The organism is Pontibacter sp. T17 (assembly GCF_057219875.1).
Window position 1 is genome coordinate 1,592,494 of record NZ_JBXVVW010000001.1, and the last position, 11,939, is coordinate 1,604,432.

Sequence of the window (11,939 nt, forward strand, 5' to 3'; positions counted from 1 at the left end):
CCTCCCTGCCAACTCTTGGCCGCTTCCGCTATCTTTGACTTGTGAAGTGCCCTTATTGCCTGACGGCTGGACCCAAAGTCATTGACAAAAGCAAAACCGGTGGATATCAGTGCGGCAACTGCCGTACCCCCATTCCCCGTGCCTATGTAGAGTCACCAGCAGTGCCGCGCGCCACCATTGGGGTGGTCGGCTTCTCAGGCCACGGTAAAACCGTGTACCTCACCGCCCTGTTCTCGGTGCTGGCCCGCCTCTCCAATCTCTGGGAAGGCTACTACTACCGCAGCCTCGACGACTTTACCCACCGCATCCTCTACCAGCAGGTGCCCCACTTTGAGCGCGGCCTCCTGCCCGAGAGTACCCCCGCCAACTTCCCCAACCCCGCCCTCATTCAGTACCGCGCCCTGCCGTCTTATGGCGACTGCTTTCTGGCTTACTACGACACTGCCGGTGAGGTGTTTCAGGACGTGGAGCAGATTCTCCGCGGCGGCTACTTCGTCGCTCAGGCCGACACCGTGCTGTTCATCCTCTCTCTGCCCGACCTCGACCTCGAGCGCCTCGACGAGGAGATGTCTCGCCTGCTCGATACCTACGTCCGCGCCGTCTACGACCGCCTGAACCTGCCCCTCCGCCAGTCGCAGGATCTCATCGTCATCCTCTCCAAAACCGACCTGATGCTGCACAGGCTGCCCCCCGACCTGGCCGACTGGCTGAAGAAGGGCACTGTTGCCAGCTATGCCGGCACCCCGCTCGCCGATCAGGTTATAGACATCGGCATGCAGTCGCTGGCCATCGAAGAGTGGCTGCGCAGCCTGGGCGTCAGCCGGTTTCTCAACATGGCGAAAGACCACTTCCGCAGCGCCCGCTTCAGCATCATCTCGGCCACTGGCATCGACGACCCTGCCACCGATACCGCCATCAGCGAGCCCTTGCGTGTGCTCGATCCCTTCCTGCTCTTCATGCAGCAGGTGCGGGTGCGCCGCGAGTCCGAGGCCCGTAAGCCCATTCTCGACCGCCTGCGGGCTATCTTCCGTAAGTCCTGACACCGTTCCCGTACCCAGCCATGCCTGTCGCCCAACTGCTCTACGGCAAACTGCCCCCCGGCGAGAGCCCTTGGAAGAAAACCGGGTTTCATACCCTGCTCTACACCACCGACCGGCTCAGCCGTGCCGAAGTGTCGGCAATTGAAAGTGCTCTGCACTACCCTGGAGCAGGCGTCTTGCCAGCCGAAAAGCCGGTCATCTTCTGGCTGAATGTCCGGGGGCTGGCGTATCTGGTAACCATGTGGGTGCGCACCCTCAGTGGCGAGCGCGACGAGTTTGGCCGCGAGGGTATGTTCCTGATGCACGCCGTGGTGCATGCGCCAGAGGAATGGCAGGCCGTAGCCTCTCCCTATGTGTTGGCCGAGGCATTCAGGCATCTGGTGCCACACTCGCTGGAGGAGATTCGGCAGTTCCCTGCTGCCGACTGGGCTACTGGCCACGTGCCTGCTCCTGACAGGTCCGAGCGCGCGACTTCAGTTGAGGAGGCAGTTGTTCTTCCCCCCATTCCGTTGCTGATTGCCGCCGAGCGGCTGGCTGAGGGCAAATGGACCGAAAGCATCGTGGTAAAGGGACCCGTGGCCGATGTTACTGCCACCTTTGACCGTCTCTTCCGTACCCTTCCCCCAACGCTGTGGCCACAGTTGGCATGCGATCCGGTGTTTGATAGCGGCAAGCTGTTCTTCTTTCCCATCAAGTTGGTGGGCTATCACCTGAACGAGCCCGTAACCGGATCGCCCGTGGTGTTTGACCTCTCCCTGCGCGATTTCCGTTCTGGGCAGGGAGTGGCAGAGATAAGCCGGGCCACTACTGTATACCACCAGTACCTGGCCGCCGGGCAAACCGATCGGCTGGAGCTGGTGTGGCAACTGGCCCAGCAGCTGGCAGGCAACAACGCCTACAGGGTAGACATCGGACAGTTGCCACCAAAGTTTTTCGTTGCCTGCGCCGATGCCATCCGGCAGCAGTTCCGCGAGCAGGCCTGCAGTATACTGCCTGCTGAGTGGGCCCAGTGGCTTGCGGATAGTGGGGCGCCTGCACAGTTGCTGGCGGCACTGTTGCAGCCTGCGTCAGCGGTCAGTTACGGCGGACTCATCTGGCAGACGCTTCAGAAGGCAAAGGCCGAAATCCCGAAAAAGGAGCTGCCCAAGGCTGTTGTCCGAGAAAGCAGTGCGCTGGCCGCCTGGCTGCATCTGCGCAAACGCGGCGATGGCGATGCCAATGCCCTGTCGCAACTGATGGCCGAAGACGCTCCTGCTGTGCTGGAGTTGGGATTGGCTAGCGACGTCAGTCCAGACGACCTTTTGCCAGTTTTGGCACGGGTTTCGCCTACCCAACTCACGGCGTACTGCCAAAACCCCCAGTGGCAGCCCCTCATCGAGACCTGGCTGGTGGGCCGCCTCAAGACCCAGATACAGTTTGCCGACATTGCACATTTATTGGCGGGATGTTTGGTGCGGAATCAACGGCTGGAGATAGCAGACCTCCCGATCGCCGAAGCCCTGGCGTTACTTGACCGCGAGCTTCCGGCCTACGGCAGCCCCGATGCATTCGAGGCGCTGGCCGAGGCACTGAAACCGTTTGAGGCCAAGCACCTGGTGCCTGCCAACCTTGCGGCCCTGCTGACGCCACCAGCACAGGAGGCTGCCCTCCCTGTGGTAATCCGCAGCCAGCAGCACCTGCGCGAGGCCTATCTGGCGCTGCTCGTGCGTGAGCATGCCTACAACGATGAAGCCCTGGCCCGCATGGGATGGCCGGAAGGCGAGATCGAAACGGCCCGCAGATTCCGCCCGTTGGGGCTCGTCAGTCGCCTCAAGGGGTTCCTTGGCTTCAAATGATGCGGTAGGGTCCCATTAGTTGGGTGTTGGCGTCTGTCAGGACGCGGACCGAGTTGGCACTTAGTTGGGTTTCTCCCACAAAGACAATCCGCAGCAGGGTATTGGCGCGGGTGTTCTGCCAGTGCTCCAGAAAGCGCAGCAGCGCCCAGTCGTAGGAGATGCCCTGCCCGCCCGCTACTTCCAGTTCGTCCACTTCGGCCAGTATCAGCTGGCGGGTCTCTTCCTGCCACAGCGACAGATACAGGATACGCGAGCCAGTCGATCGTGCCTGATGGCCACCAATCTGCCCGATTACCCGTAGTACATGTGTTTCCAGATGGTCTGGAAGCCTACATCCAGGACAGAGTGCGTATGCAAACTTGCCAGTTGTACGGCGCACACCCCGTAAAAGACAGGCCATGCAATAGGTTTGCTCGGGGTGCTCGCGTGCTGCCAGGGGTATGGTATGGATAACTGCCTCCAAGGCGGCCTCTGCCGCGGCAACCCGTGCACGTAACAGCCCAAGTTTGACCCGGTAATAATCGTCCTTTTCTTCCCAGTGGGCCTGCTTGTACTGCGTCTCCTCCCCTTTCAGTACACGATAGGTTTCAGTCACTGCCTCCAGGTGTCGAAGGTGGGGTTCTTTCTGTATCGCCTCCAGTTCGTCGGGTTTCAGCGGAGTTGGCATTGGGTAGCGTCAGGATTCAGTTGGCTTGTGAAGTCGACTGCCGGGGTGCTGTGTGTACACCCACTTCCTGCAATATCCGCAGGCTGTTGGTGGAAAGCGACATTTCGTCTAGCAAGCGCACCTGCACCTTCGTAAGGTCGAAACCCGCGTGTAAAGTGGCTTCGATCAGTACGGCCAGCGCCCAGTCATGTGTCACGGCAGGGTCTGGCACCAGTTCCAGTACATCAATCTGAGCCGGGGAGGCGGTTTTGTTGGTTTCATCCCAAAGCGCCAGATAACGTGTGGTTTCGGTGGAGGGAGGGAGCACGCCGCCGATACGGCCGATCACCTGCCCGCTAACGGGGGTGGCGTGGCGGTCGCTGAGGCAACGGGGGCAGCGGGTATAGCGGCGTCCGCTCTGGAGTATCGCCTTTTCGCAGCGACAGCGACACTGTATGCAAAAGGCTTTATCACCGGCAGACTGCAAGCTCCTGGATTGCACCTTCAGACAGGTTTCAATGGAAAGAAAGGTCTGGGTTTTAAGTTCCTTTAGCAAAATGCGTTCGCTTGTGGCAAGGCTCTCTGTGCCGTCGTACGAAATACCTTGATCCAGGGCATATCTGATTTGATTCAGCAGACGCTCCAGCACTGGTAGGTACCGCACATTCGGCTGTTCCGCTATTTCCCGAAGAACTGCACTTTTGATGGACATTGTCTCCGACAGCAGATCACCAATCAAGAAGGCCGTGCGCAGTTCGGTGTCTTCCTCTCGCAGGTGTTCCAGTAATTGCTTCCAATATGCAGCACGTACTTCTGCCGTTTGCAGGAGCCAGTCTTTCGGGCTGCTGAGCGGCAGTTTGGGCAGATGCGGGTGTAGCAGCTCATTGTGCCCGGTGCTCTCCAGATGCGCCAGCAGGTCGGGCACGATGTCAGGGCCGAGTGACTCCAGGACGTCCAGAGCCAGCATCGAGGTGCTGTGCGGCAGGCTTGGCTTCACCAGCAGGTCGGTTACGAGGGCGCCTACGTTAATGGTATCCAGATGCCCCGCTCCTTTAAGCAACAACAATGCTTCTCGGGTTACATCTCGGCTGTATTCGCCGTTGGCGAAGTGCAGCCCCAGCTTCAGCGCTTCTGGTGACAGCTGGAGGCTGCGTAGTGCCCGCAACAGCGCCAACCGTACATACTCATAGGGTTCCGTATGCAACATTTCGGCCAACCGCACGCCCCAGTGGTCGCCCTTCTGCCCGGCGACAATCAGCGCCCCTGACAGGCGCAGCCGAGGCCAACGGTGGCTCAGCAGGTATTCTATCAGCTGATCGTCTACCAGCTCGGGCTGTTCCTGCAACGCTTCCAGAAAGTGCAGCCGCTGATTGTCGTCCTTGCGGTTCAGCATCCGCAGGGTAATCTCGGTTCGTTCTTCCGCTGGAACATGCATCAGCAGTTGTATACCCAGATGCCGCACGGCGGGCAGGTCGTCGGTCAGCAGTTTTTCCAGCTGCGGAACCAGTATGCCTGGGTTTTGCTGATACACTTCTTTCAACAGCTGATAATACTGCGTTGGCGTGATGCTTTTCTGTGCCAGCATCATCTTGTAGCTGGAAGTGTCCAGCCCCAGCTTCTCGCAGTAGTTCTGCAGTACGCGCAGCAGGTCTTCGTTGGCCTCGGGCAGGGCGGCCAGCACAGCCTTTTCTGCATCCTCCGCTGACATCTGTGGCAGCAGCAGCACGGCTTCCAGGTACACGTCGTCCTGCTGGTTGAAGGCTGTCCGGGTTTTCGGCATCAACACCTGCGCCAGATTACTGCCCAGCAGGCCCAGCAGCCCTCCAATGACTATGCCACCAGCGTTGTACATCAGGCTGGGGGCAAGCACCAGGGTCAATCCCAATGCCGCCATAAGTCCAACGTTGGCAGCGATGGCTTCTTTCCAGAACAGGTCTGTCGTCAGGCGTTTAAAAGCCCACCGGGCGCGCACGGTCTTGATTCGGAGCCGCTCGGCCCACAGCATGTTCAGGCCCCATGTCACAGGCGACACAATCGCAGATTTGGGGCGCGACAGGTATCTCAGCAGTAGAGGCGCAACAGCTCCTGTCAGCAGACCGACGATGAGCAAGGTCATTGGCCGTAGTGGGTTGGATGTGTGGCCGGGTGTACACCCACTTCCTGCAATATCCGCAGGCTGTTGGTGGAAAGCGACACCTTGCCCAGCAACTGCACTTTCATCCGCTCAAGGGCATACCCCTGCCGCTGCATGGCTTCCAGCAGGGCTGTCAGGGCCCAGTCATGGGCTGTAGCGGTGTCCTCTGCCAGTTCCAGCACATCCAGTTCGGCGGGCAGGGCGGTCTTTGTTGTATCGTCCCACACGGACAAATACAGCGTCTCAGACGTAGAAGGAGGCAGCTCGCCGCCAATTCGGCCAATCACTTCCCGTATAGGTGTCAGCAGATGGGCATCGTTCAGGCAGCGGGGGCAGTGCACATAGGTAGGCCCCCAAAAGTAGCCTGTGCGGCTGCGGCATCGGCATTTTCGGCAGAACCCGCTGTTGCCACTGGTGCGCAACGCTTGTGGCTGGCTTGTCAGGCATTGGTATGCCGCCTGGTGGGCCATGCCTGCCAGTACCTCTACTCCGTCCTCGGATATCTGTGGGAACAGGAATGGTGGTTTGCGCTTGGCTGGGGCAAGGCTGGTCGATTTCAGAAAGGCCTCCAGCTCGGGCAGCAGACGCACGCTGGGGTTCGCCTTTATCTCTTTCAGTGCGGCAGCCTTGACCGGGAAGCCACCTGTGTGCAGGTCTTCAATTAGTTTGCCTACTCGGCGGGTGGCGCTTTCCTGCCGCAGCCGCACCATCAGCACCGACCACGCTGTGGCTGCTGCCTGGGGCGTCAGTTGCGCCCATTCACCTGGGGTAGGCAGATGCAGTTCGACCAGCAGCGCCAGCAGCAGGTCGCGCACCTCTGGTTTTTCCAATAGGGCGGGCAGTTCAGGCAGGCAGGCAGGGCCTATTGCGTCCAGCGTCAGGGCTGCTTCGGCAGCGTGTGCAGACGGCAGATTGGGTTGCTGCAGCAGTTCCAGCATGCGTGCAGCAATCCTTGGGGCTTCCGGCTGGTCGGCGTATGCTCTCAGCAGCTGCGCGGCCAGGGTATTCACCTCTGCCGAATGAAGGCTGCTGGCAAAGCGCAGTCCCGTTTCCAGCAGCGCAATCGGGGCAGGTTGATAGGCCAGCAGCACGTGCAGCAGTTCCAGACGCACTTCTTCTTCCGGCTCGCGGTACAGTTGTTTCAGAATGGCGCCAATCCAGTCGGGCTGAATACGTTCGCGCAGCAGCCGGGCAGCCGCCAGCCGCAGCTTGGGCCAGCCGCTGTTCAGCAGTTCTTCCACATTGGCATCATCCGTCAGCTCAGGCTGGCTCATCAGTATGTTCAGATACTGGTCACGCTTGGCCAGGTCCCGGTTGTTCAGCAGGCTGGCCTGCACATCCTCCCGCTGGTTGTTGGGCAGCCGGGGCAATAGGCGCATGGCAATGCCTCTGATGCCTTCCGATTCGCTTGTCAGTAGCTGCCGGGTATATGGAAGCAGCGCATCGGGCTGGTGTGTGAACACATGCTGCAAAAGCTTCAGCTGCTTCAGGGGTTCGGCTGCTTCCAGTGCCTGGTTGGTGACCGTATGCGAAATGTCAATCTGCAGGCGGACGCTCTGGTCCAGGAGGGTGTCCAGCAGGTCGTCGTTTTTATGGTATAGCGCGGTTCTCAAAGCCAGAACGGCATCGTCAGGCTCCATCTCCGGTATCAGCAAAACCGCCTGGCGGTAGGTAGTTTCTTCCGCACGCTGCCCCAGCATGTCCAGAAAGAGAAAGGGCTCGATCAGGTTCCAGCCACCCAGCCAGGCGCCAATGGCAACCGGCCAGAAGCCGAGGGCTGGCAGCGCCGCGCGAGTCAGCAGCCCGATGCCCAGGCATACGGCCAGAGTGATGCTGCCCGTTACGAGGTGATCTGTTGCGTATCGCGAGCCTCTAATACGTAGATATGCCCATTTTCCACGGTCAGGTGAGCGCAGCCGCCGACGCCAGACAGCCCGCAAGGCAAGCACCACAGGCGACATCGGCCGTTTCAGCGCCAGCAGCGGCAGCATGCTCAGGAAGCACAGTGCCATCGTCATCAGTATCACCTGCGCAGGAGTTTCCATCGGGCTTACTGTCAGTTGGTTTGTAGGGTCTGTACGCCGCCTTCCTCCATCATGCGGCGCGTGTTGCTTGAGAAAGGCAGTTCGCCATCTGTCAAAACTTCCAGTGGAGTCTGGATGTTTTCCTCCTGCCGCCGCTGCAACAGGGCTGTCATGGCCCAATCATAGGACAGCGGCTGGCCAGTGCGCACTTCCAGCCGGTCTATGTCGGCAGGTATCAGTTGTTTGGCGGCCTCGTCCCAGATGGCCAGCCGCAATTGGCCTTTAGCATTGAGGCTCAGGTTGACTTCCTCGATGGTCAGTACGCCGGTAACCTGCTTCACGCCCCCTTTCAGGAATTTGCTACGGTGGCATTTCCGGCATGCCAGGTACACATAGTTGGTTACCGTCTGTTGTTGGGGCCGCGTATGGCACTGCATGCACAGTACGCTATGAGGGTTGCTGCCGATGTCGGCTGGCAGCGTGCGCAGCACATCGCGCACAACATCGCCCAGCTTGTAGAGTTGGCTTCTTACTCCCTCTGCCTCCTCGTAGTCGGGCGCGCCGGGATGGATGTTTCGGCTGGTGAAACGGCTCCACCTTTCCCAGCACGCATGCAGTATTGGCAGAATGCGCTCGTCGGGCGTGCGGGTTATCTGCTCCAGCATACGCTCGCGGGTGGTAAAATCCGGTTGTTCCAGGCCTTGCCGCCACACTTCCAGCTTGTCGTCGGCCGCTACTGCCATCGCCGCCTGATACGCCATGCGGGCTATGCGTTCGTCGGGGTCCTGCCGTTGCCGGGCCAGTTCCTGTAGTGCCTCGGGCGTAGCCATCTGGGCCAGCACACGGTACACGGTTATCCGGTTGTCGGCGGGCAGCCCGCTCGCCAGCTTGATCAGCGTCGGCACGGTCTCCGGCCCCATGCGAATCAGCGCGTCGCCTACCTGCATACGAAGTGGTGCTGGCAGTCCCTCTTCCTGCAACAGGCCGGCGAATTCCGTAACCACACGCGGGGCTTCGGGGCGGTTTCGCCACAGCGACAGCGCCTGAATGGCCACGCGGCGATGAGCTTCCGGGTTCCCGCTTTGTACGTATTCCAGGTATAGTTCCAGCAGGGTAGGGGTGAAGTCGCGGCCAGCCAAAGCGGCCAGCAGGGCGGTGCGGGTTTTGGGGTCCTGCTCCTTTTCCAGTCGTTCCAGCAGCGGAGCTATCAGCTCGGCCCCCGGGCGGCTTGCCAGCAGCCGGGCGGCAGCCGTGCGCAGACGCGGCCAGTTGCTCCCCAACAGGTCCATCAGGTCCGCCACGGTGAAGAACTGCTGGTAATGGTTTGTCAGCACCTCCAGCGCCTCCGCGCGCAGCTTAAGGTCGCCGCTGGTCAGTTGTTTCAGGAACAGGGTCCGTGCTTCTTCATACGGTAGTTGCTGTAGCAGCCGGTATCCCACCGCCCGCACACTGGCCACCTCATCTTTCAGCAGGTTGGGCAGATTGCCCAGCAGGCGGTCGGGCTGGCGTTGGGCCACTTCGTGGGTTGCCAATGCCCGTATTCGCGCTCGGGCGTTGAATAGATAGCCTGCTGTCAGCTCGGTTGTGTCGAAAGGGGCTTCGGGTAGCAATTCCAGCACCAATTCGGTTAGGGGCCTGCGCCGTGTCATTATTTTTCTGAGAAGCTCGCGTGCCCTTGAAGGCTCCAGACGAAACAGCCGTCGTAGCGCCTTCCGATACACATCGCCCATGATTTCATTCTGGTAGGGGTTCAGGTTCTGGCTGCCCGCCATCAGCAGAAACAGAATAAAACCAGCCGACCCGCCGAAGACCAATGACAGCGCCGAGACATCGGCAGTCAAAATCCCAAACGCTATAAGCGTGAAAACCAGCAGAATCCGCAGGCCATACCAAGTCCGCAGTTCTTTCAGGGCGGTGGTGCGCAACACTACTTCCTGTGCAGTCTCCCCATCCGGCTGGTCCTCTGCTTCTTTCAGCGCCTTCTTCCACCGTTCCTGCCAGGCCGTGAAGGGCTCCCAGACCATCTTGCGCACGCGGGAGAATTGAAGCCCTGCAAGTAGTCCCAATACCAAAAACACAATTGTCATACCTACTGGAAAGATGCAAAAAATGCGCCTCGGTTGTCTGTTCTCATAAAGTTGTTCTGCCTTTCAGCGTGAGTACTTCCTGCCGCCCTGTGCTGTAGCTTGCAGCATGGAAACCCCCCTTCACGATCCCACCAGGCCCCTTCACGACAGCAAGGAAACCTTCGGCCAGCGCATGGCCGACAAGGTAGCTGCGTTTGGCGGCAGCTGGACCTTCATCGGCTGCTTCGCCTTCGTCCTCTTCTGCTGGATCGGCGTCAACACCGCTCTGCTTGCCCAGCCCTACGACCCCTATCCCTTCATCCTCCTCAACCTCATTCTCAGCTGTCTGGCTGCCATTCAGGCGCCCATCATCATGATGTCGCAGAACCGTATGGAGGCCAAAGACCGCCAGCGTGCCATCCGCGACTTCCACGTCAACCGCAAAGCCGAGCGCGAAATCCGTGAGCTCCACACCAAGCTCGACGACCTCACCATCCAGCACCGCCAGCTCCTGCAACTCGTCGAGGAGATGCACCGCCGCCAACAGGGAACGTGAAATTATCGTGCTGATAATCAATAGTTCTGCTGGTTGTTGCGGCGGCGCATACTAAACCGCATCGTCGCCAGCGTTATGCAGGGGCTCTTTTACAATTGGGGGTGTATTGGACTTGACGGGTTGATCTGAGGCAAGGTAAGCATGCAGCGCCATGAGGGTTGAGCGCTTTAACAACCGCCTTCACGGCTATAAATGCCAACAACAACAACTACGCTCTGGCTGCCTAATTAAACAATTAGGCCCCTGGCTGTCTCCCGCTCTGGCTGTCTGTTGTCGGGGCGATGAGGCATCATCAATAACAGAATCGGGCTGCGACGTCCATAAGCAGCTTTAAACTTTATGGGCTGGCGCTGTGGTGTTTGGTTCGCTTTGAGCCACAGCGTAAGATCCCCGAAGCGGGATAAGCATGTAGAAAGCTTTGTGGCAGCCTTCGCCGGACGCGGGTTCAACTCCCGCCACCTCCACCAGTAGCACAAGCCCCGACACACGTCGGGGCTTTTTTGTTTGTGAGGCCCAACATTCGGCAGCCCTTGTGCCCGCCCCGCCGGACGTCCCCAGCATTGACAAGCTGAGGTGGGTGGGCTTCTGCGTAAAAGACAGCCTGAATGCCTGGAATTGTCATGTTGCCCAACCACATGGGCATTTCAACATGTGTAGGCTGGTAAATTCCCGGTGGTAGTTGTCAATCCCACTGTTGCGGCGGCAATACAGTGTAGTAATTCGATTGGTTTCAGCTGGCCCATTTTATATCGGTTCCATACAATTTGAGCAGGAACCAGTGGAGCTGGTAGATTGCTTTGCCATAAATTCCTACTAAATGAAAATGAGAACCTTTTGCAAAGCAGTAGCGGCTGCCTGTTTCCTGAATTTTGGCTTTTCTGTAAATGCCCAACAGACACCCACTATCTACCGTCTGTTACAGGTTACACCAACCGATTTCACTGCTAACCGTGACAGTGCAAATGCAGATCCCTATTATGCCTTGCGCAAACTGATTATTGGGAATAACCGTTTTATTTCCAATAAAACAGTTCGCCCCCGTCAGACGGCTGCCGATCTTCGCAATACTAGTGGCGGGCAAAAACCTTTTGCCACTATAGTAGGTTGCTCAGACAGTCGGGTGCCAAATGAAATTATTTTCGACCAGGGTGTAGGCGATCTCTTCATTCTCCGGACAGCTGGTCAGGTGATGGCACAGGCGTCTTACGGCTCAATTGAGTTTTCGACTGAAGCCTTGAAAACAAAACTCATTGTGGTGCTGGGCCACGAGTCGTGCGGTGCTGTTCAGGCGGCAATTAACCCTCCTGCAAATCCTCCCGGTCATATCGCTACCCTGATCAATGCAATCAAGCCAGCGGCTGTGCGTGTCAAGCGAAGCAATCCGGCGGCTGAGCAGGTTTTGCCAACTGCCATCCGTGAAAATGTAATCAACCAGGTAAATGAATTGCGCTCGCTTGAGCCAGTATTAAGCAGTCGGTACGAACGTGGGGAAATTCTCATTGTTGGCGCGGTTTACGATCTCGACAGCGGTGTCGTAGAATTCATTGAAGAGACCATTACAAGCCTGCCGAAATTCAGGTCTGCCAATCGATGATACCTGTCAGTTCTGCTGTTCCAGTACTGTACGATTTTGCCCCA

The 11,939-nt window shown here is 58.7% G+C and carries 8 protein-coding genes and 1 other RNA gene; 5 read left to right on the forward strand and 4 right to left on the reverse strand.

All coding sequences use genetic code 11. The annotated features are described in order from the left end of the window. Window positions 1-41: 41 nt before the first annotated feature. The gene (locus tag AC2D8O_RS07020; RefSeq protein WP_484678086.1) at window positions 42-1,040 is read left to right on the forward strand and encodes a TRAFAC clade GTPase domain-containing protein; all 999 of its coding nucleotides are present in this window, start codon (window positions 42-44) and stop codon (window positions 1,038-1,040) included. Between the two features lie 20 nt (window positions 1,041-1,060). Beyond that, the gene (locus AC2D8O_RS07025; RefSeq protein WP_484678087.1) at window positions 1,061-2,875 is read left to right on the forward strand and encodes a hypothetical protein; all 1,815 of its coding nucleotides are present in this window, start codon (window positions 1,061-1,063) and stop codon (window positions 2,873-2,875) included. Here AC2D8O_RS07025 and AC2D8O_RS07030 read toward each other — a convergent pair. From AC2D8O_RS07030 to AC2D8O_RS07045, 4 genes are read right to left on the reverse strand one after another with little or no spacing between them, the layout of a single operon-like run. Next, window positions 2,868-3,542 (reverse strand): hypothetical protein, encoded by a 675-nt coding sequence (locus AC2D8O_RS07030; protein WP_484678088.1) that lies wholly within the window; start codon window positions 3,540-3,542, stop codon window positions 2,868-2,870. The genes AC2D8O_RS07025 and AC2D8O_RS07030 overlap by 8 nt on opposite strands. A gap of 16 nt (window positions 3,543-3,558) precedes the next feature. Continuing rightward, the gene (locus tag AC2D8O_RS07035; protein ID WP_484678089.1) at window positions 3,559-5,637 is read right to left on the reverse strand and encodes a hypothetical protein; all 2,079 of its coding nucleotides are present in this window, start codon (window positions 5,635-5,637) and stop codon (window positions 3,559-3,561) included. Next, window positions 5,634-7,700: a hypothetical protein gene (locus AC2D8O_RS07040; protein ID WP_484678090.1), complete on the reverse strand. Its 2,067-nt coding sequence runs from the start codon at window positions 7,698-7,700 to the stop codon at window positions 5,634-5,636. Before AC2D8O_RS07040 ends, AC2D8O_RS07035 begins: the two co-directional genes overlap by 4 nt. Window positions 7,701-7,711: 11 nt before the next feature. Next, on the reverse strand, window positions 7,712-9,766 hold the full coding sequence (locus tag AC2D8O_RS07045) for a HEAT repeat domain-containing protein (protein ID WP_484678091.1): 2,055 nt from the start codon (window positions 9,764-9,766) through the stop codon (window positions 7,712-7,714). A gap of 106 nt (window positions 9,767-9,872) precedes the next feature. Here AC2D8O_RS07045 and AC2D8O_RS07050 point away from each other — a divergent pair, with 106 nt between their 5' ends. The 3 genes from AC2D8O_RS07050 to AC2D8O_RS07060 all read left to right on the forward strand — a co-directional run bounded on the left by AC2D8O_RS07050 (window position 9,873) and on the right by AC2D8O_RS07060 (window position 11,895). After that, the gene (locus AC2D8O_RS07050) at window positions 9,873-10,301 is read left to right on the forward strand and encodes a DUF1003 domain-containing protein (protein WP_484678092.1); all 429 of its coding nucleotides are present in this window, start codon (window positions 9,873-9,875) and stop codon (window positions 10,299-10,301) included. Between the two features lie 97 nt (window positions 10,302-10,398). Next, window positions 10,399-10,768, forward strand: a transfer-messenger RNA (tmRNA) gene (gene ssrA / locus AC2D8O_RS07055). Between the two features lie 350 nt (window positions 10,769-11,118). Continuing rightward, window positions 11,119-11,895: a carbonic anhydrase gene (locus AC2D8O_RS07060; protein ID WP_484678093.1), complete on the forward strand. Its 777-nt coding sequence runs from the start codon at window positions 11,119-11,121 to the stop codon at window positions 11,893-11,895. Window positions 11,896-11,939 lie beyond the last annotated feature (44 nt).

Bases quoted from the DNA above. Each gene is read 5' to 3' on its own strand.
- AC2D8O_RS07025 (WP_484678087.1), top strand. From the start codon at position 1,061: ATGCCTGTCGCCCAACTGCTCTACGGCAAACTGCCCCCCGGCGAGAGC.
- AC2D8O_RS07030 (WP_484678088.1), bottom strand. From the start codon at position 3,542: ATGCCAACTCCGCTGAAACCCGACGAACTGGAGGCGATACAGAAAGAA.
- AC2D8O_RS07035 (WP_484678089.1), bottom strand. From the start codon at position 5,637: ATGACCTTGCTCATCGTCGGTCTGCTGACAGGAGCTGTTGCGCCTCTA.
- AC2D8O_RS07040 (WP_484678090.1), bottom strand. From the start codon at position 7,700: ATGGAAACTCCTGCGCAGGTGATACTGATGACGATGGCACTGTGCTTC.
- AC2D8O_RS07045 (WP_484678091.1), bottom strand. From the start codon at position 9,766: ATGACAATTGTGTTTTTGGTATTGGGACTACTTGCAGGGCTTCAATTC.
- AC2D8O_RS07050 (WP_484678092.1), top strand. From the start codon at position 9,873: ATGGAAACCCCCCTTCACGATCCCACCAGGCCCCTTCACGACAGCAAG.
- AC2D8O_RS07060 (WP_484678093.1), top strand. From the start codon at position 11,119: ATGAAAATGAGAACCTTTTGCAAAGCAGTAGCGGCTGCCTGTTTCCTG.